The sequence below is a fragment of the Caulobacter sp. BK020 genome (genome assembly GCF_004342605.1).
In the GTDB taxonomy this organism is placed as follows: Bacteria; Pseudomonadota; Alphaproteobacteria; order Caulobacterales; family Caulobacteraceae; genus Caulobacter.
In genome coordinates, this window is record NZ_SLZL01000012.1 from 118226 (window position 1) to 135642 (window position 17417).

19 protein-coding genes are annotated in these 17417 nt (G+C 70.5%); 9 read left to right on the top strand and 10 right to left on the bottom strand.

All coding sequences use genetic code 11. The features are described 5' to 3' along the window. Positions 1–11 precede the first annotated feature (11 nt). Both EV278_RS16070 and glpK read right to left on the bottom strand, forming a co-directional pair. Positions 12–962, bottom strand: a complete 951-nt coding sequence (locus EV278_RS16070) for an SMP-30/gluconolactonase/LRE family protein (protein WP_132093540.1) — start codon at positions 960–962, stop codon at positions 12–14. Positions 963–970: 8 nt separating this feature from the next. Continuing rightward, a complete protein-coding gene (glpK, locus tag EV278_RS16075) occupies positions 971–2461 on the bottom strand; it encodes a glycerol kinase GlpK (protein ID WP_132093544.1) in 1491 nt (496 codons plus the stop codon). A gap of 172 nt (positions 2462–2633) precedes the next feature. Between glpK and EV278_RS16080 the strand changes: the two genes are divergently transcribed. From EV278_RS16080 to EV278_RS16100, 5 genes are all read left to right on the top strand, one after another. After that, positions 2634–3722, top strand: coding sequence for a DUF2336 domain-containing protein (locus tag EV278_RS16080; protein ID WP_132093617.1), 1089 nt, complete (start codon positions 2634–2636; stop codon positions 3720–3722). Between the two features lie 132 nt (positions 3723–3854). Continuing rightward, on the top strand, positions 3855–4637 hold the full coding sequence (locus EV278_RS16085) for an NAD kinase (protein ID WP_132093547.1): 783 nt from the start codon (positions 3855–3857) through the stop codon (positions 4635–4637). 120 nt (positions 4638–4757) lie between these two features. Further along, positions 4758–5240, top strand: a complete 483-nt coding sequence (locus EV278_RS16090; RefSeq protein WP_132093550.1) for an Hpt domain-containing protein — start codon at positions 4758–4760, stop codon at positions 5238–5240. Between the two features lie 120 nt (positions 5241–5360). Then, positions 5361–6197 carry a class I SAM-dependent methyltransferase gene (locus EV278_RS16095; protein ID WP_132093552.1) on the top strand — a complete coding sequence of 279 codons (837 nt, stop codon included), beginning with the start codon at positions 5361–5363 and terminating at the stop codon, positions 6195–6197. 75 nt (positions 6198–6272) lie between these two features. Then, on the top strand, positions 6273–6836 hold the full coding sequence (locus EV278_RS16100) for a hypothetical protein (protein WP_132093555.1): 564 nt from the start codon (positions 6273–6275) through the stop codon (positions 6834–6836). Between the two features lie 30 nt (positions 6837–6866). Here the strand turns inward: EV278_RS16100 and folD are convergent, their stop codons facing one another. After that, a complete protein-coding gene (gene folD, locus EV278_RS16105; protein ID WP_132093558.1) occupies positions 6867–7745 on the bottom strand; it encodes a bifunctional methylenetetrahydrofolate dehydrogenase/methenyltetrahydrofolate cyclohydrolase FolD in 879 nt (292 codons plus the stop codon). Positions 7746–7854: 109 nt separating this feature from the next. On the opposite strand from folD, the gene crtY reads away from it, so the two are divergent. Genes crtY through EV278_RS16120 form a run of 3 tightly spaced genes read left to right on the top strand, consistent with a single transcriptional unit; the run spans position 7855 to position 11467 of the window. Beyond that, on the top strand, positions 7855–9042 hold the full coding sequence (gene crtY, locus EV278_RS16110) for a lycopene beta-cyclase CrtY (protein WP_132093561.1): 1188 nt from the start codon (positions 7855–7857) through the stop codon (positions 9040–9042). After that, positions 9039–10541 (top strand): phytoene desaturase, encoded by a 1503-nt coding sequence (locus EV278_RS16115; RefSeq protein WP_132093564.1) that lies wholly within the window; start codon positions 9039–9041, stop codon positions 10539–10541. The genes crtY and EV278_RS16115 overlap by 4 nt, the downstream gene beginning before the upstream one ends. Then, positions 10538–11467, top strand: coding sequence for a phytoene/squalene synthase family protein (locus EV278_RS16120; protein ID WP_132093567.1), 930 nt, complete (start codon positions 10538–10540; stop codon positions 11465–11467). The genes EV278_RS16115 and EV278_RS16120 overlap by 4 nt, the downstream gene beginning before the upstream one ends. Before the next feature lie 56 nt (positions 11468–11523). On the opposite strand, the gene EV278_RS16125 is transcribed toward EV278_RS16120, so the two are convergent. From EV278_RS16125 to EV278_RS16150, 6 genes are all read right to left on the bottom strand, one after another. Next, positions 11524–11964, bottom strand: a complete 441-nt coding sequence (locus EV278_RS16125) for a hypothetical protein (protein ID WP_132093570.1) — start codon at positions 11962–11964, stop codon at positions 11524–11526. A gap of 34 nt (positions 11965–11998) precedes the next feature. Next, complete coding sequence (locus EV278_RS16130; protein WP_132093573.1) at positions 11999–12481, bottom strand: sterol desaturase family protein; 483 nt, start codon at positions 12479–12481, stop codon at positions 11999–12001. Between the two features lie 11 nt (positions 12482–12492). Beyond that, positions 12493–13665, bottom strand: coding sequence for an ABC transporter permease (locus EV278_RS16135; RefSeq protein WP_243692214.1), 1173 nt, complete (start codon positions 13663–13665; stop codon positions 12493–12495). 26 nt (positions 13666–13691) lie between these two features. Next, entirely contained in the window at positions 13692–14648 is a 957-nt protein-coding gene (locus EV278_RS16140) for an ABC transporter ATP-binding protein (RefSeq protein ID WP_132093579.1), read from the bottom strand. Beyond that, on the bottom strand, positions 14645–15538 hold the full coding sequence (locus EV278_RS16145; protein WP_132093582.1) for a polyprenyl synthetase family protein: 894 nt from the start codon (positions 15536–15538) through the stop codon (positions 14645–14647). Before EV278_RS16145 ends, EV278_RS16140 begins: the two co-directional genes overlap by 4 nt. Positions 15539–15623: 85 nt before the next feature. After that, positions 15624–16121 (bottom strand): hypothetical protein, encoded by a 498-nt coding sequence (locus EV278_RS16150; RefSeq protein WP_165916668.1) that lies wholly within the window; start codon positions 16119–16121, stop codon positions 15624–15626. 146 nt (positions 16122–16267) lie between these two features. On the opposite strand from EV278_RS16150, the gene EV278_RS16155 reads away from it, so the two are divergent. Then, on the top strand, positions 16268–17113 hold the full coding sequence (locus EV278_RS16155; RefSeq protein WP_243692215.1) for a DUF3298 and DUF4163 domain-containing protein: 846 nt from the start codon (positions 16268–16270) through the stop codon (positions 17111–17113). A gap of 12 nt (positions 17114–17125) precedes the next feature. Here the strand turns inward: EV278_RS16155 and EV278_RS16160 are convergent. Beyond that, on the bottom strand, positions 17126–17417 hold a 292-nt coding region (locus EV278_RS16160; protein WP_279389379.1), incomplete at its 5' end, for a carboxyl transferase domain-containing protein.

Consider the following 17417-nt stretch of genomic DNA (forward strand, 5'->3'; position numbering starts at 1 on the left):
CCCCGGTCGGTTCACCACACCAGCCCCGTCGTCTTCAGCCGCACCCGCGCCAGGGTGTGGTTCGAGGCCAGGAACAGGGTGCGGCCGTCCTCGCCGAACGCGCAGTTGGCGATGGCCGCGCCCGTCTCGATGACCCCGATCAGCTCGGCCTGCGGCGTCAGCACCGACACCCCGCCTGGTCCCGTGGCGTAGAGCCGCCCCTCGGTGTCCAGGCACATGCCGTCCGGCAGGCCCGGGCCGCCGGCCGCGCGCAAGGGCATGGCGTCGAAGAACAGCGTCTTGGCCATGGGCAGGCCGTCGGGGCCCAGGTCGTAGACCACCAGCTTGGGGTCTTCCGGATCCGAGACCGACACATAGAGCCGGCTCTGGTCCGGCGACAGGGCGATCCCGTTGGGGAAGGTCAGTTCGGCGTCCAGCAGGTCCAGCGTCCCGTCCGGCGCCAAGCGATAGACGCCGTTGAAGTCCAGCTCGCGCAGCGGCGAGGCGTTGCGGCCTTTCAGACCGTAGGTCGGATCGGTGAAATAGATCGCGCCCGAGCTGGCGACGGCCAGGTCGTTGGGGCTGTTGAACCGCTTGCCCTGGTAGCGGTCGATCACGAAGGTCTTCCGCCGCGTCTTCAGGTCGATCCTGGCCAGGGCCCGGTTGCCGTGGTCGCAGGCCAGCAGATGACCAGTCGCGTCCAAGGCCATCCCGTTCTGGCCCGGCTCGGCGAAGGCGTCGGTGGGCGGGCCGTCATAGCCTGACGGGTTCAGGACCTCGCTGACCCCGTCCGCCGCGCTCCAGCGGTACATGACGTTGCCCGGCACGTCGGAGAACACCAGATAGCCGCCGTCGCGCACCCAGACCGGGCCTTCGGTCCAGATGAAGCCGTCGGCCAGCTGCTCGATCTCGGCGCCCGGCGCGATCACGGCGTCGAGCTTCGGGGAAAGGCGGTGGATCTGGCCGATGGGCGGATAGGCCATGGGCGGTCTCACGATCTCACCCTTGGCAAAGCGTCCAGCCATCTTGCGTAGGCTTCCTCCCGCGCGTTGACGCTGACCGCCGGCGTCAGCACCTCCGCCTCCGGCCGCGCCTTCACCGCCTCTTCGAGCGAGCCGTAGACCCCCGCGCCCACCCCGGCGAACAGGGCCGCGCCCAGGGCGGTGGTCTCCTGGTAGCTGGCCCGGTGCACGGGAAGGCCGGTCAGGTCGGCCAGACGCTGGCTGAACCAGGCGCTCTTGGCCATGCCGCCGTCGATGCGCAGCGCCGCGTCGTCAAAGGCCGAGGGCGCGTCGGCGCGCATCGCCTCGATCAGGTCGCGGCCCTGGAAGACGCAGGAGTCGAAGGTGGCCTGGGCGATCTCGGCGAGGCCCGCGTCGCGGGTCAGGCCGAACACCGCGCCGCGCGCCTGGGCGTCCCACCAGGGCGCGCCCAGGCCGGTGAACGCGGGCACCACCACCACCCCGTGGTCGGCTCGCGCCGTGCGGGCCAGGGCCTCCGCCCCGCGCGGGCCGCCGGTCACGCCCAGCCCCTCGCTCAGCCACTGGATCGCCGCCCCGGCCACGAAGATCGAGCCTTCCAGGGCGTAGGTCGTGCGCCCGCCCACCCGCGCGGCCACCGTGGTCAGCAGCCGCGACGCCGAATGCGGCCGGGTCTCGCCGGTATTGACCAGCATGAAGCCGCCAGTGCCGTAGGTGACCTTCATCTCGCCCGGATGGATGCAGCCCTGCCCCATCAGCGCCGCCTGCTGGTCGCCGGCCACGCCGCGGATCGGCAGCGGCCGGCCCAGGATGTCCGGCGTCACCTGGCCATAGTCGGCCGCGCAGTCCAGCACCGCCGGCAACAGGGCGCGGGGCACGTCGAACAGGGCCAGCATCTCGTCCGACCAGTCCTGGGCCTGGATGTCGAACAGCAGGGTGCGCGAGGCGTTGGTGGCGTCGGTGACGTGGGCCCTGTTGCCGGTCAGGCGCCAGATGACCCAGGAGTCGATCGTGCCGCAGAGCAGTTCGCCCGCCTCGGATCGCCGCCGCGCGCCAGGGACCTTGTCGAGGATCCAGGCGATCTTGGCGCCCGAGAAATAAGGGTCGAGCAGCAGGCCGGTGGCGGCGGTGACCACCGGCTCGCGCCCCTCGGCCCGCAGGCGGTCGCAGATGTCGGCGGTGCGCCGGTCCTGCCAGACGATGGCCGGATGGATCGGGCGGCCCGTGGCCTTGTCCCAGACCACCACCGTCTCGCGCTGGTTGGTGATCCCCAGGGCGACGATGTCGGCGCTGTCGCGGTCGCACTTCTCGACCGTGTCGCGCAGCACGCCCACGCAGGCGGCGTAGATCTCGTCGGCGTCGTGCTCGACCCAGCCGTCGCGCGGATAGCTCTGGCGCAGCGGCCGGCTGGCCTCGCACACCGGCTTGCCGTCGGCCTGGAACAGGATGGCCCGGGTGCTGGTCGTGCCCTGATCGAGCGCGAGGATCAGAGGTTGGCCCATGCGTCAGCATCTCCCTGGCGATCGTCTTTCCGCGGCATCGCGACGCTTGTCGTCGTCCGTGCGTGGATTCCCCTGTTTAAGCATGTTTTCATCTGACGCCGCCAAGGTCCCTCTTGGTTAAGCTCGGATTTCGAGGAGGCTGGTGAGCCCTTCCGCCCAGACCGCGCAGCTCCTGTCCCTGGCCCGCAGCCGCGAGCCGGCCGATCGCGAACGCCTGCTCGTCGGCATCGTGGAGATGTGCGACGCCGGCCAGGCCGCGGGCCGTCCGACCGCGCCCGAGGTCCAGATCCTGCTGGACTCGATCTTCATGACCCTGGTGGTCGAGGCCGAGCGCGACATCCGCGCCCGCCTGGCCCAAAGCCTGGCCGACGCCGCCTGGGCCCCGCCGGCCCTGATCAACATCCTGGCCCTGGACGAGATCGAGATCGCTCGGCCGATCATCGCCCGCAGCCCGATCCTGCAGGATCACGACCTGATCCGCCTGCTGGTCCAGGCCACCCTGGAGCACCAGATCGAGATCGCCCGCCGCCCGCAGCTGTCGCCAGCGGTGGTCGAGGCCATCCTGGCCAAGGACGACTCGGCCGTGCTGACCGCCCTGGCCTCCAACCCGACCGCCCAGATCTCGCCCGAAGGCCTGCGCCAGCTGGTCGACAAGGCCCGCGACGTGGTCGCCCTGCGCTCGCCCCTGTCGCGGCACCCCAACCTTTCCGGCGACCTGGCCGAACAGCTGTACCTGTGGGTCGGCCGCGCCCTGCGCGACGCCCTGACGGCGCGCTTCCAGCTGGACCCCGACCGGATGGCCAAGGCCGTCGAGGCCGCCCTGCGCGGCGCCCATTCGGGGGCCGAGACCGTCGACGACCGGCCGGTCGTGGAGCAGGCCGAGGACCGCGAGGAGATGGAGGCGGCCCTGGTCGAGAAGCTGGACGCCGCCGGCCAGCTGCGGCCCGGCTACCTGCTGCGGGTGCTGCGCGAGCGCCGCCTGCCGCTGTTCCTGTTCGCCCTGGCGCGCCTGGGCCGCTTCGACATCCGCCAGGTGCGGCGGGCGGTCGACAGCGACCGTCCCGAGCTGCTGGCCCTGGCCTGTTCGGCCGTGGGCATCGACCGCAGCGTCTTCCCCACCATCCTGGCCCATGTGCGCGAACTGAACGGCGGCCGTCCGGGCGGCGGCGCCGAAGCCGCCCGCAAGGCCAGCGGCGCCTTCGGTCCGTTCGCCCCGGACATCGCGGCCATGGCCTTCCGGCGAGCGCTCGGCGCGGCCTGAGGCGATAGTTCGCTGAAGACGGTTGTCGCCCCGGAAGCGCGCGGCGCTGTCCGGGACGACAACGGCTGGCGCGTCGAGGACTGTCCAAAACCCAGGTTTGACAACCCGCCGCCGATCCAGCCACTTGGCGCGATGTTCCAGCCCCTGCCCTTCGTGACTCGCCTGACCTTCAAGGCCAGTGACCGCCCCGAGGCGCAGGAGGCGCGCGAGCGGCTGGCGGCGCGCTATGGTGACGCAGGCGACGAGAACGCCCAGGTGATCGTGGCCCTGGGCGGCGACGGCTTCATGCTGGAGACCTTGCACGACACCCTGCAGCGCCAGACGCCGATCTACGGCATGAACCGCGGCTCGGTCGGCTTCCTGATGAACGAGTACAGCGAGGACGGCCTGCTGGAGCGGATCAACGCCGCCGAGCGGGCCGTGATCCATCCGCTGGCCATGGTGGCCATCGACGCCAACCGCAAGCAGCACAGGGCCTTGGCCATCAACGAGGTGTCGCTGCTGCGCCAGACCCGCCAGACCGCCAAGCTGAGGATCAGCATCGACGGCAAGGTGCGGATGGGCGAACTGGTCTGCGACGGCGCCCTGCTGGCCACCCCGGCCGGCTCGACGGCCTACAACCTGTCGGCCCATGGCCCGATCATCCCGATCGGCGCCCAGGTGCTGGCCCTGACTCCGATCAGCGCCTTCCGCCCGCGCCGCTGGCGTGGCGCGCTTTTGCCGCAGAGCGCCAGGGTGACGTTCGAGGTGCTTGAGTGCGATAAAAGGCCGGTAAGCGCCGTGGCCGACAATTTCGAGGTTCGCGACGTCGTCGAGGTTCACATCGCCGAGGACAGCAGCGCCAGCCTTTCCATGCTCTTCGACGCAGGTCGAAGCCTAGAAGAGCGGGTTCTGACGGAGCAGTTCTCGGCCTGACAACACGGAGCACTATTGGTCAGGGCGCCACCCGCCCATTGGTCAGATTAAAACGGGCGTCTCATCTAATGTTAACGCCTTGATCCTATATTCCAGACCAATGCCCAGGGAGAAGCGTCCGTGACCAACAAGTCCGCCGCGGAAGTGATTCAGGTGCCGAACATGCTCAAGCTCAAGGTTGGCGGACGAGGCGGGATCGACATGGCGGCCATCGCCAAGGCCGAAGCCGCCCTGAAAAGCCTGTCGGGCAACTTCGCCCAGTGGCTGAACGACGAGATCGTCAAGCTGGAGGCCGCCCGCCAGGAGGTTCGCGCCCAGGGCCTGACCCCCGAAACGGTCGAGACCCTCTACCTGCGCGCCCACGACCTGAAGGGCCTTGGGGCCACCTACGAATTCCCGCTGATCACGCGCCTGGCCGGCTCGCTGTGCAAGCTGATCGACGATCCGGCGACACGCCTGTCCGCCCCCATGTTCCTGGTCGACGCCCACATCGACGCCATCAAGGCCTGCGTCCGCGACGATATCAAGGTCGACACCCACCCGGTGGGCAAGGTCCTGGCCGCCGAGCTGGAAGGCCGCGTGGCCGACTATCTGGCGAACTGATCAGATCCACATCGCAGATCTTGAAAAGCCCTGGCGACGCCGGGGCTTTTTCTTTGGCCTCGCCTCGTCGAGGATAGATCGGCTTCCTATGTCGGCGACAGGATCGACGGGACAAGGCGCATGATCGAGAGGGAGCCCAGCCGCACGGCCTGGATGGCGGCGACACACCGCGCGGCGCATCAGCTGCTTGAGAACGGCCGGATCTTCGCCGATCCGCTGGCCTTGCCGATCCTGGGCCTGGGCGCCGAGGCGGTCGCGAGCGACGCCCTGGCCCCTCCGGAACGCCGCGCCATGCGGGCCTTCATCGCCGCCCGGTCGGCCTTCGCCGAAGACGCCCTCGCCCGCGCCGTCGAGGATCACGGCCTGGACCAGGTAGTGGTGCTGGGCGCGGGGCTGGACACCTTGGCCTATCGCCATGCCTTCCCCGAGCGCGTCACGGTATTCGAGGTCGATCATCCCGCCACCCAGGCCTGGAAGCGCCGCCGATTGGGCGAGGCTGGCATCGCCACGCCGGACAAGGTCGTCTACGCCGCCGTCGATTTCGAGCGTGACACCTTGCTGGACGGCCTGCGAAGCGCAGAATTCGACGATCGCCGCCCCGCGTTCTTCATCTGCCTCGGCGTCGTGCCCTACCTGACCCTGGAGGCCGTACGCGCCACCCTGGCCATGATCGGCGCCCTGCCCGACTCGGCCGTGGTGTTCGACTACGCCGACCCGCCCGGGATGCTTTCGAGCGAAGCGCGCGCCGCCCACGTCCTCCGGGCCGAGCGCGTCGCGGCCCTAGGCGAACCCTGGCTCAGCTATTTCGAACCCGCCGCCTTGCACGCGCTGTTGGGCGACCTGGGCTTCACCGCCATCGAGGACCTGGGGCCGCCTGATCTGGCCCGCCGTTATTGGCCGCACGTCGAGCGCCCCATGCCGGAGCGCGGCGGCCACGTCCTCCTGGCGGCGGCCTGAGCGGCGAACACCATACGCGCTAGGCGCGAGTTGCCCGGACTGCTAGCCTCGGCGCTTCGGCGACGGAGACGAGGCATGACCAAATCCTGGCTGGCGGCCGCCCTGGCGACCACGCTGATCGCGCCCGGCGCCCTGGCCGCGCCGGACGATGATTTCCAGAAGACCAGGACCGAGGCCGTCGAAATCTCGGTAGGTCAGCGCCAGCCCTTCGGCGGGCTCGACACCATGGCGGCGCGAACCGGCAGTTGGTCGGTGAACACCTTCTATGTCGACTGGACCGGGACGGACTCGTCCAGGACGGCCTACTGGATCGTCCGGCGCGTTACGGGGTCAAGGCTGAAGGCGCCAATCGTGCAGTGGGCGGATTCCCGGTCCTGCCCGGCCGTACGGTCCATACTGGAAGGCTTGCAGGGCCTGCGGGCGCCGCGTCCCGACGTTCCGGGGGTCGGCGCGCCCCGGGAGCTGTCGGTGGTGGCCGACGGGGAAAGTCACGACCTTTGGCTGAACTGGGCCATCTATCCGAACGACGCCCGCGGCGATCTGCGCATGGAAGGCAATGTCGGCTCGCCCGTCGGCGACTGGTGGGACGCGGCCCTGCCGAAGCTCGAAGTCTGCTGGACCGGCAAGATCCCGGCCTGACGCCGTTCGGACCCGCGCGGGACCGAAGCCCTACTCCGCGATGCCGTTCAGCCGCTTGGCCGCGCTGACGGTGTTGGCCAGCAGCATGGCGATGGTCATCGGCCCGACGCCGCCCGGCACCGGCGTAATGGCCCCTGCCACAGCCTTGGCCTCCTCGAAATCGACATCGCCGACCAGGCGGGTCTTGCCGTCGTCCTTGGGGATGCGGTTGATGCCGACGTCGATGACGGTCGCGCCCGGCTTGATCCAGTCGCCCTTGACCATCTGGGGCCGGCCGACGGCGGCCACCAGGATGTCGGCTTCGCGGCAGACGGCGGCCAGGTCCTGGGTGCGCGAATGGGCGATGGTCACGGTGCAGTCGGCGGCCAGCAACAGCTGGGCCATCGGCTTGCCCATCAGGTTGGAGCGCCCGACCACCACCGCCCGCTTGCCGCGCAGGTCGCCGACCACGTCCCTGAGCAGCACCATGCAGCCGGCCGGGGTGCAGGCGGTCAGGGCCGGCAGGCCGCTGGCCAGGCGTCCGGCGTTGGTCACGGTCAGGCCGTCGACGTCCTTGTCCGGCGAGATGGCGGCGACGATGGCCGCCTGGCTCATGTGGTCGGGGACGGGGAACTGCACCAGCACGCCGTGGATGGCGGGATCATCGTTCAGCCGCTCGACCAGCGACAGCAGCTCGGCCTGCGAGGTCTCGGCCGGCAGGCGGTGGGTCTCCGAATGCATGCCGGCGGCCAGGGTCTGCTCGCCCTTGCTGCGCACATAGACCTGGCTGGCGGGATCCTCGCCGACCAGCACCACGGCCAGGCCCGGCGTCAGGTCGTGCTCGGCCTTCAGCCTGACGACCTCGGCGGCGACCTGCTCGCGCAGCTGGGCCGCGAAGGCCTTGCCGTCGATGATTTTGGCTTGCGACATCGCCGTCTCCTGTTTGGCGTTGCCTAGCCCCTACCCTCGCGCCGCGCAATATCCGCCGCGACGCGCAGGAAGTCGCTTGAGCTTCGCCCAATCATGCTAGAGCCGAACGATGGTCTCCGCGCCTCCGACCCAACGCGCCGACGTCGTCCTGGTGGGCGGCGGGCTGGCCAACGGCCTGATCGCCCTGCGGCTGAAAAGCCTGCGGCCGCGGCTGCGCGTGATCCTGCTGGAACAGGGTCCGACGGTCGGGGGCGAGCATACCTGGTGCCACTTCGCCACCGATGTCGACGCGGTCGAGGCCGGCTGGCTGCGGCCGCTGATCGTCCATCGCTGGTCGGGCTATGAGGTGCGGTTTCCCGCCCACCAGCGGCGGCTGCCGACCGATTACGTGGCCATCACCTCCGAGCGCCTGCACCAAGTGGTGACGGCCGCCCTGAGGGCCGACGCCTGGCTGTCAGCGAGCGTGGTGGAGATCAATCCGCACCAGGTGACCCTGGCCGGCGGCCTGACCATCGCGGCCGGCGCGGTGATCGACGGACGCGGCCCGCGCAAGAGCCCCAGCCTGGCGCTGGGCTACCAGAAGTTCGTCGGCCAGGGCGTGCGGCTGACCGGGCCGCACGGCCTGACCAGGCCGATCATCATGGACGCCACGGTCTCGCAGGAGGACGGCTATCGCTTCGTCTATGTCCTGCCGCTGGACGCCACGCGCCTGCTGATCGAGGACACCCGCTACAGCGACGGCCCGGCCCTGGATCGTCCCGCCCTGCGCCGCGCCATCGCCGCCTACGCCAAGGCCCAGGGCTGGACCATCGCCGAGGTCGAGCGCGAGGAGGACGGCATCCTGCCCATCGCCTTGGGCGGCGACATCGACGCCTACTGGCGCGAGGCCGGGCCGCACGTCGCCGAAGTGGGCCTGCGCGCGGCCCTGTTCCAGCCGACCACTGGCTACTCCTTGCCCGACGCCGCCCGCCTGGCCGAGACCATCGCCGCCCTGCCCCGCATCACCAGCGCCAGCGTCCGCGCCTGCGTCGAGGCCCGGTCCAAGGCCGTCTGGCGGCAACGGCGCTTCCTGCGCCTGCTGAACCGCATGCTGTTCCGGGCCTGCGCGCCGCAGGACCGCTACAAGGTGCTGGAGCGCTTCTACCGCCTGCCCGCCGGGCTGATCCAGCGCTTCTACGCCGCCCGCCTGAGCCGATGGGACAAGGCGCGGATCCTGATCGGCAAGCCGCCCGTGCCGATCGCGGCGGCCATCAAGTGCATCGATGAAAGCTCGGCGTTCGGAGGACAAGACGCATGACCCAGACCAAGCCGAAGGCCGCGGTGATCGGCGCGGGGTTCGGGGGCCTGGCCCTGGCGATCCGCCTCCAGGCCTCGGGCTTCGACGTCACCGTCTTCGAGGGCCGCGAGAAGCCGGGCGGCCGGGCCTATGTCTGGCATGACCAGGGCTTCACCTTCGACGCCGGCCCGACGGTGGTCACCGATCCCGACTGCCTGAAGGACCTGTTCGCGCTCTCCGGCCGCCGGATCGAGGACTATGTCGAGCTGCTGCCGGTCGACCCGTTCTATCGCCTGGTCTGGGAGGACGGCGACGTCTTCGACTATGTCAACGACCAGGAGAAGCTCGACGCCCAGATCGCCGCCCGCAACCCCGCCGACGTCGAGGGTTATCGCCGCTTCCACGCCTATTCCGAAGAGCTGTACCAGAAGGGCTATGTCGAGCTGGGCGCCGTGCCTTTCCTCGATTTCGGCAGCATGATCGCCTCGGCTCCGGCCCTGATGAAGCTGCAGGCCTGGCGCAGCGTCTATGACAAGGTGGCTGGCTTCGTGAAGGACGAGCATGTGCGCCAGGCGCTGTCGTTCCACAGCCTGCTGGTCGGCGGCAGCCCGTTCGCCACCTCGTCGATCTACGCCCTGATCCACGCCCTGGAGCGCCGCGGCGGCGTCTGGTTCCCGCGCGGCGGCACCCACGCCCTGATCCGGGCGCTGGTGAAACTGTTCGAGGATTTGGGCGGGACGGTCCACCTGTCGGCGCCGATCCAGAAGATCACCACCCAGGCCGGCCGCGTCACCGGCGTGATCCGCGCCGACGGCCGGTTCGAGGCCTTCGACACCGTCGCCTCCAACGCCGACGTCATGCACACCTATCGCGAGCTTCTCGCCGACGATCCGAGGGGCGCCAAGGTGGGCAAGGCCCTGGAAGCCAAGCGCTGGAGCCCATCGCTGTTCGTGGTCTATTTCGGGCTGAAGACCACCCACCCGGAGATCCGTCACCACACCATCTGCTTTGGCGCCCGCTATCGCGAGCTGATCGGCGAGATCTATGGCAAGGACGGTCTGGCCGACGACTTCTCGCTGTATCTGCACCATCCCACCGCCAGCGACCCAATGATGGCTCCGGAGGGCTGCTCGGCCTTCTACGCCCTGTCGCCGGTGCCCAACCTGAAGACTGCCAACATCGACTGGTCGATAGAAGGGCCGAAGTACCGCGACAAGATCCTGGCCTATCTTGAGAAGCACTACATTCCGGGCCTGACCGCCGACCTGGTCACCAGCCGCTTCATCACCCCGGACGACTTCGTGGCCGATCTCAATGCTTGGAAAGGCGCGGCCTTCTCGCTGGAGCCGATCCTGACCCAGAGCGCCTTTTTCCGCACTCACAACCGCGACGACGTGATCCCCAACCTCTATTTTGTCGGGGCCGGCACCCATCCGGGCGCGGGCATCCCCGGCGTGGTTGGCTCGGCTAAGGCGACCGCGGGCTTGATGATCGACGACTACGCGACCGCCGACGCATGAGTGATCTGGAGGCTCAAAGCCGCGAGGCGATCCAGAAGGGCAGCAAGAGTTTCGCCGCCGCCGCCGCCCTGTTCGACGCCCAGACCCGGGCCGACGCCGAGATGCTGTACGCCTGGTGCCGCCATTGCGACGACGTGATCGACGGCCAGACCCTGGGCCACGGCATGAGCCCGGTGGCCGACGCCCCGGCCCGGCTGCAGGCGCTGTACGCCCAGACCCGCGCGGCCATGGCCGGCGAGACCCCGACCGACCCTGTGTTCGCCGCCTTCCAGACCGTCGCCCTGCGCCGCGGCATTCCCGAACGCTACGCGCTGGACATGATCGACGGCTTCGCCATGGACGTGGCCGGCCGGCGTTACGCCACGCTGGACGAGCTTCTCGACTACTGCTGGGGCGTGGCCGGGGTGGTCGGAACGATGATGGCCCTGGTCATGGGCGTGAAGCCGGACGCCGTGGCCACCCTGCGCCGCGCCCAGGACCTGGGCCTGGCCTTCCAGCTGACCAACATCGCCCGCGACATCGTCGAGGACGCCCGCAACGGCCGGGTCTACGTCCCCGGCGACTGGCTGGTCGAGCTTTCCATACCTGAGGACGCGGTCGCCAATACCGCCCATCGCGCCGCCGTGGCCGCCCTGGCCAGGCGATTGGTCGACGCCGCCGAGCCCTACTACGCCTCGGCCCGCTGGGGCCTGCGCGACCTGCCGGTCCGCTGCGCCTGGGCGATCGGGGCGGCGCGCGGGGTCTATCGTCAGATCGGGCTGGACGTCGTCAAGGCCGGCGAGCACGCCTGGAACGAGCGGGTGGTGGTCAGCGGCCGGATGAAGGCCTGGCGGGCGCTGGAAGGCGGCGTCGTGGCCCTGCGCTCGGCGACCCTGGACCGCTGGGGTCCGACCCCGCAACGGCCAGCGTTGTGGTCGAAGATCTAGGGTAAGCCCCCTCAGTCAGCTTCGCCGACAGCGCCCACAGAGGAGGTTCCCGCCCCCTACCGCAACACGCCACGTCGCGTCATCCACCACGCATAGGCCGTGAAGACCGCCAGCAGCCCCGCGATGACCGCGCTCATGACCGCCATTTGCGGCCCCATGATCCGGCCGCCGTCCGACAGCAGGTAGGTGTAGGCCACGCTGACCAGGAACGCCGCCAGCGAGACGGCCAGGGCGGGCCAGGCCAGCCGGTGGCGCAACACGATCAGCACCGAGCCGGTCAAGGCGCCGAACACCCCGACGGCCCAGTCGATGGTCATCCAGGCCGGCAGGTGCTGGTAGTGGGCGATCTGCTCCGGCGTCATGCCCGCGCCGGCCATGTAGGCCGCGCCCCGCGTCATGCTCATCACGAAATCGAAGACGCCGATGGCGTTGAACAGCACGGCGATGACGCCCACCAGCCACAGGTGCCAGGGCGTCCTGATCACTGTCTCGGTCATGGTTCCCTCCCCGAAACCGCCGACGGTTGATGGTCTACGGAAGTGCGCCGTCGGCGTCCCGCTCCCGAAGCTTCGCCTTCAGCTCCCGTACCGGCCGGGCCAGCAGGAAGCCGAACGACACCGCGCCGTGCTTGGTGTGCACCGCGTGGTGGATCCGGTGGGCCTGGATCAGCTGCTTCCAGTAGCGCGACCGGCCCAGGGGGACCTTGAACCGCTGGTGCACCATGCCGTCGTGGAACACGAAATAGATCGCGCCATAGGCGGTGATCCCCAGGCCGATCGGCAGCAGCCAGGGCGCGCCGTGGACGCCGAAATAGATCGCCACGATGGCGGGGGCGGCGAACACCACGGCGAACAGGTCGTTGAGTTCGAACAGGCCGGTGCGCGGCTCGTGGTGCGAACGGTGCCAAACCCACAGCCAGCCGTGCATCACGTAGCGGTGCATGACCCAGGCGAAGCCCTCCATGAAGGCCAGGGCCGCCAGGAACAGGGCCAGGTGCAGACCAAGGGTCGCCATCGTCGTCCTGTCTATCGCCGAATCCGGCACGCCAGCAGTTGCGCGACGACCAGGCCGGCCAGGCCGGCGGCGGTCAGCACGCACCAGGCCTTATACACCGCCCCGACCCCGGCGTCGCGCCAGAGGATCGCCTGATAGGCCTCGATAGCCCAGGCGTGCGGGGTCAGCCAGCCCACCGATTGCAGCCAGGGCGGCATCAGGAAGCGCGGGACCATGCTGCCGCCGATCGCCGCCAGGACCAGGATCACGAAGGTCGACAGCATCTGGGCCTGCTCGCGCGTGCGGCACACCGACACCAGCCCCAGGGCCAGCCCGGCCGCGCAGATGCTGGCGGCCAGGGTCGTCGGCAGCCACAGGACCGCATGCTGGACCGCCGTCACGCCATACACGACTTGGGCGGCCGCGAAGATCACCAGCGCCTGCACCATCCCCTGCCCGACCAGGAACACGAACTTGCCGCTGACCACCGGCCCCATGCCCGCCGCGCCCGCCAGCAGGCGGTCGGCCACGCCCGTGCTCCGCTCGTCCATCAGGCCCAGCGCGCCCTGCATGGCCGAGAACAGGGCGAACAGGATCATCACCGCCCCGGCGTAATAGGCGATCACCCCGCCGCCGACCTTGGCGTCCTTGACCGCCTCGCGCTCGAAGAAGCCGCCGTCGTCGTGCTCGGGATCCTGGCGCATCAGGGCCGCGGCGCTGTCGGCGTTCTCGATCTGCTCGTCGGTGAAGCCGCCGAGGGCGGGCTCCAGCTGGGCGACCGTGCGCCGCAGGGTGACATCCGGCAGGGCGTCGGCCAGGACCTGCTGCACCCGGGCCTGCGCCAGGGGCGCGGCCACGGCGCGACTGGGGTCTGCGATGATCAGAAACGGCTTGTCGGCCGAGGCCGGGTCGGCGCGGATCACCAAGCCAGCGTCGGCCTGTCCCGCCTTGACACGTCGCCGCACGGCGTCGGCCGTCGGGGCGAGCTCGGCGCGGACCTCGGGCGAGCGGACCAGCGCCGCCGCCAACCGGCCGGAGTCTGGGGTATGGGCCGTGTCGGCCACGGCCAGCTTCAGCTGGATATCGTCGCCCGTCGTCCCGGCGAACACCGAGGAGAAGATCAGGAACACCAGCGGCGGCAGCAGAAAGGTCATCAGCAGCGCGCCGCGGTCGCGCCACAGGCCCAGCGCCATCACACGCGCCATGGCGGCCATCTTCCGCAAGGCCCGCATCACGCCGCTGACGCCCGCCCGGCCACCCGACTGAACAGCTGGGCCAGGGACGGCGCGCGTACCCGGATCTCGCGCGGGGCCAGCCCCGCCGCGCGCAGGCGCTGGTCCAGCCGGCCCGCCGCCGCGTAGCCGTCGGCGTCCAGCCGGATCCACACCGTCGGCCGGCTCGTGCGCTCCAGCCCCTCGGCGGCCAGGCGGTCCTGGGCGAGGGCGTCGACCTCCTCGGCCAGGTGAACCTGGATCTCCATCCGCTCGCCGAACGCCTCGGCGACCAGGGCTTTCGGCGCCCCCTCCAGCACCAGTTCGCCCTCGCGCAGGAAGCCGACGCGATCGGCCAGGGCCGCGGCCTGGTCGAGGTCGTGGGTGGTCATCAGCACCGCCACGCCCAGGTCGCGCAGGCCGCGGATCACCGCGTCCAGCGCCTCGCGGGCGTCCAGGTCGACGCCGACCGTGGGCTCGTCCAGAATCAGCAGGCTCGGCTGGTGGACGATGGCGGCGGCGATGTTGGCCCGGCGCTGGTAGCCGCCCGACAGATGCTTGACCGGCGTCTGCGCCCGGTCGGTCGTGCGGGTCAGGTCCAGAGCCCGGGTCACGGCCGAGGCCAGTCCGGCGCGCGGCACGTCGGCCAGGACCGCGAAGGTCCTGACGTTCTCAGCCACCGTCAGGTTCGGATAGAGGGCGATCTCCTGGGGAACCAGGCCCAGGCCTGCGCGCGCCGCCGGGACCCGGGCGGGATCGCGGCCGTTCAGCCGCGCCGCGCCGCCGTCCGGTCGGATGCGCCCGCAGAGGACGCGGACCAGGGTGGTCTTACCGGCCCCGTTCGGGCCCAGCAGGGCGTAGATCTCGCCCGGACGCAGGACCAGGTCGACGCCGCGCAGCACGGGCCGACCGCCATAGGCGTGGACCGCGCCGCTGACCGTTGCGATGGGGTCCGGCGAAACGGTTTGGCCCGTCACGCCGCCGCCTTGCGTCGGGCGAACAGCTCGCCGACATAGCGGCCCAGCAGGCCGCTGCACCCGGCCTGGGCCAGAGCGTCGGAGGCCTTGGCGAGGTGCGCCTCCATGGCCTGGCGGGCGCCGGCTGGACCCAGGGTCGAGACCACCGTGGCCATGGCCACGTCCTTGCCGACGTCCTTGCCCGCCGCCTCGACCGAGCCCTGGACGTCGATCAGGTCGTCGCGGATTTGGAAGGCCAGGCCGATATGGCGGGCGAAGACGCCCACCGCCTCGACCGCCGCCGGGGGCGCGCCGGCCACCAGCGCCCCGCCCTGGGCGGCGGCGACGATCAGCACGCCGGTCTTCTGGTGATTGAGCCGCTCCAGGACGGCCGGATCGCGCAACTGGTCGCGATCGAACAGATCGCGGGCCTGGCCGGCGATCAGGCCGGAAAAGCCGACGGCCTGGGCCGCGCGCCCCGCTAATTCGGATCGCAGCGCGGCCGGCAGGCCCCGGTCGGCGGCGATCACCGCATAGGCCTGGTTCAGCAGCCCCACCCCGGCCAGGATGGCCGTCGCCTCGTCGAAGGCCCGATGGATGGTCGGCAGGCCGCGACGCAGGCCCGCGTCGTCCATCGACGGCAGGTCGTCCAGGATCAGCGAGGCGGCGTGGATCATCTCGAACGCGCAGCCCACGTCCAGCGCCGCGCCTTCGGGCGCGCCCAGCTCGGCGGCGGCCAGCAAGGTCACCATCGGACGGAAGCGCTTTCCCGGGGCCAGCAGCGCATAGCGCACCGCCTCGACCAGGCGGTCCGGCGCCGAGCCCACGGGCGGGGCCAGCTCGGCCAGCCGCCGATCGACCGCGGCGCGCAAGGCTTCGGTTCTCTGGAGAAAGGCGACCTGGTCGTCCATCTCGCGGTCGCCACCGGCTATCCACCCCCACGCGGGCTTGGGCATTTGACGGGCGCGCCCGGCGGGCGTCAACCGAAAGCGCCGGTCAGCCCCGGCAGAAGCCGAAGAAGCGCCTGATGTCGGCCCGTTCGGCGGACGTACGCGCATCCTGCGGGTAGGCCCTGTCCTCGATCTGGCTGATCAGGCCGGTCTGCTCGAAGGCGGCCAACACCGGATCGGCCAGGGGGATCTGGCCGGTCGCATCCAGGCCGTCGGCGATCTCGGATCGGGTCAGCCTGGCGGCGTAGCGGCCCTGGACCTTGCCGGACCGCAGACGCACGCTCCCGGACCCTGGCTTGCCCTCGACCAGGTTGGTGAGGAAGCCGACGCTGGTCGCCTTGCGCCGGCAGGAGAAGATGATTCCGACCGCGTCGCTGTCGGGCAGGCCGTAGGCCAGACGCTGCTCGGCGTCGGGCGTGGCGAAGGCGTTCCACTTCATGCCGGCGGGGGCCGTCGCCGGCCCCGTCGGCGGGGTGGTCGTCGAACAGGCCCCCAGCACCGCGGCGCTCGCCGCCAGCATCAGCCACAACCCCTGAGGTCTCATGCTCGCCCCCGTTTCGCCGCGTCGATCTAACCGCGTTCGGCCGATTGGGCGACGAGTCATCACGCTGGAAAGGGTCCATGGACGGTTCGAGCCGTGCAAGGCAGGGTGGAGCCAGCTGGCGGGGGCGGCGTTCTGGAGGAATGTCCATGCCGTCGATCAAAACCCTGCCCTTCGCCGCCCTCGGCCTGGTCGTCGTCCTGGCCGCCTGCGGGCGCAAGCCGGCCGCGCCGCCGCAAGCGCCGGTCGCGGTGTCGAAGGCCGCTCCGGCGTCCCCCGCCATGGCTCGTCCCCTGGCCTTCGACCAGTCCGACGAGGCGGCCAAGGTCGCCCTGCGCCTGCCGGCCGAGATCGCCAACCATCCCGCCCTGCACGCCCTGCTCTACGACCGCGAGACGGCGGGCCTGAAGACCTTCGCCGCCAAGGCCCAGGCCGACCGCAAGGCCTCGGACGGCAAGTTCCCCTGGCGGCCCTACGCCCGCCAGAGCCAGTGGTTCCTGGTCGCCGACACCCCGCCGCTGGTCGGCTTGCGGGCCCTGTGGTTCGAGGACACCGGCGGGGCCCACCCCAACCACGGCGGCTCCAGCCTGGTCTGGGACGACGCCGCCCGGCGCGAGGTCCAGCCCAAGGCCCTGTTCCGCCCGAACGCCGACATGTCCGTGCTGGACAAGGCGATCTGCGACGCGGTGGCCCAGGCCAAGACTCATCGCGAGGGAGCCGTCCCCTTCAGCGCCATGTTCGCCTGCCCCAAGTGGAACCAGACTGTGGTGGTCCTGGCCCCGTCGACGATCCCGGGCAAGATCGGCGGGCTGACGGTGCTGATCGATCCCTATGTGGTCGGCCCCTACGCCGAGGGCGACTACGAGGTCGTCGTGCCTCTCTCGGCCTTCCAGACGCTGCTGGCTCCGGCCTATGCCGCTGCGTTCGGCGGCGCGCCCAAGTCGCCCGGCAATCCCGACGGGACGCTCAGCGTGCGGATGGATGTCGTGAAGTAGCGACGACCTCGCCTAGAGCGGGATATTGTCGTGCTTCTTCCAGGGGTTGGACAATTCCTTGCCCTTGAGGGATTTGAGGGCGCGGACGATGCGCTTGCGGGTGCCGTGGGGCATGATGACGTCGTCGATGTAGCCGCGGGAGGCGGCGACGAACGGGTTGGCGAAGCGGTCCTTGTATTCGGCCTCGCGGGCGGCCAGGGCCTGTGGGTCCTTGGCCTCCTGGCGGAAGATGATCTCCACCGCCCCCTTGGCCCCCATCACCGCGATCTCGGCGGTGGGCCAGGCGTAGTTGACGTCGCCGCGC

What these genes read in the sequence shown, in the direction of transcription:
- EV278_RS16070 (WP_132093540.1), bottom strand. Translation starts at nt 962, where the DNA reads ATGGCCTATCCGCCCATCGGCCAGATCCACCGCCTTTCCCCGAAGCTC.
- glpK (WP_132093544.1), bottom strand. Translation starts at nt 2,461, where the DNA reads ATGGGCCAACCTCTGATCCTCGCGCTCGATCAGGGCACGACCAGCACC.
- EV278_RS16085 (WP_132093547.1), top strand. Translation starts at nt 3,855, where the DNA reads ATGTTCCAGCCCCTGCCCTTCGTGACTCGCCTGACCTTCAAGGCCAGT.
- EV278_RS16095 (WP_132093552.1), top strand. Translation starts at nt 5,361, where the DNA reads ATGATCGAGAGGGAGCCCAGCCGCACGGCCTGGATGGCGGCGACACAC.
- EV278_RS16100 (WP_132093555.1), top strand. Translation starts at nt 6,273, where the DNA reads ATGACCAAATCCTGGCTGGCGGCCGCCCTGGCGACCACGCTGATCGCG.
- folD (WP_132093558.1), bottom strand. Translation starts at nt 7,745, where the DNA reads ATGTCGCAAGCCAAAATCATCGACGGCAAGGCCTTCGCGGCCCAGCTG.
- crtY (WP_132093561.1), top strand. Translation starts at nt 7,855, where the DNA reads ATGGTCTCCGCGCCTCCGACCCAACGCGCCGACGTCGTCCTGGTGGGC.
- EV278_RS16115 (WP_132093564.1), top strand. Translation starts at nt 9,039, where the DNA reads ATGACCCAGACCAAGCCGAAGGCCGCGGTGATCGGCGCGGGGTTCGGG.
- EV278_RS16120 (WP_132093567.1), top strand. Translation starts at nt 10,538, where the DNA reads ATGAGTGATCTGGAGGCTCAAAGCCGCGAGGCGATCCAGAAGGGCAGC.
- EV278_RS16125 (WP_132093570.1), bottom strand. Translation starts at nt 11,964, where the DNA reads ATGACCGAGACAGTGATCAGGACGCCCTGGCACCTGTGGCTGGTGGGC.
- EV278_RS16130 (WP_132093573.1), bottom strand. Translation starts at nt 12,481, where the DNA reads ATGGCGACCCTTGGTCTGCACCTGGCCCTGTTCCTGGCGGCCCTGGCC.
- EV278_RS16135 (WP_243692214.1), bottom strand. Translation starts at nt 13,665, where the DNA reads ATGGCGCGTGTGATGGCGCTGGGCCTGTGGCGCGACCGCGGCGCGCTG.
- EV278_RS16145 (WP_132093582.1), bottom strand. Translation starts at nt 15,538, where the DNA reads ATGGACGACCAGGTCGCCTTTCTCCAGAGAACCGAAGCCTTGCGCGCC.
- EV278_RS16150 (WP_165916668.1), bottom strand. Translation starts at nt 16,121, where the DNA reads ATGAGACCTCAGGGGTTGTGGCTGATGCTGGCGGCGAGCGCCGCGGTG.
- EV278_RS16155 (WP_243692215.1), top strand. Translation starts at nt 16,268, where the DNA reads ATGCCGTCGATCAAAACCCTGCCCTTCGCCGCCCTCGGCCTGGTCGTC.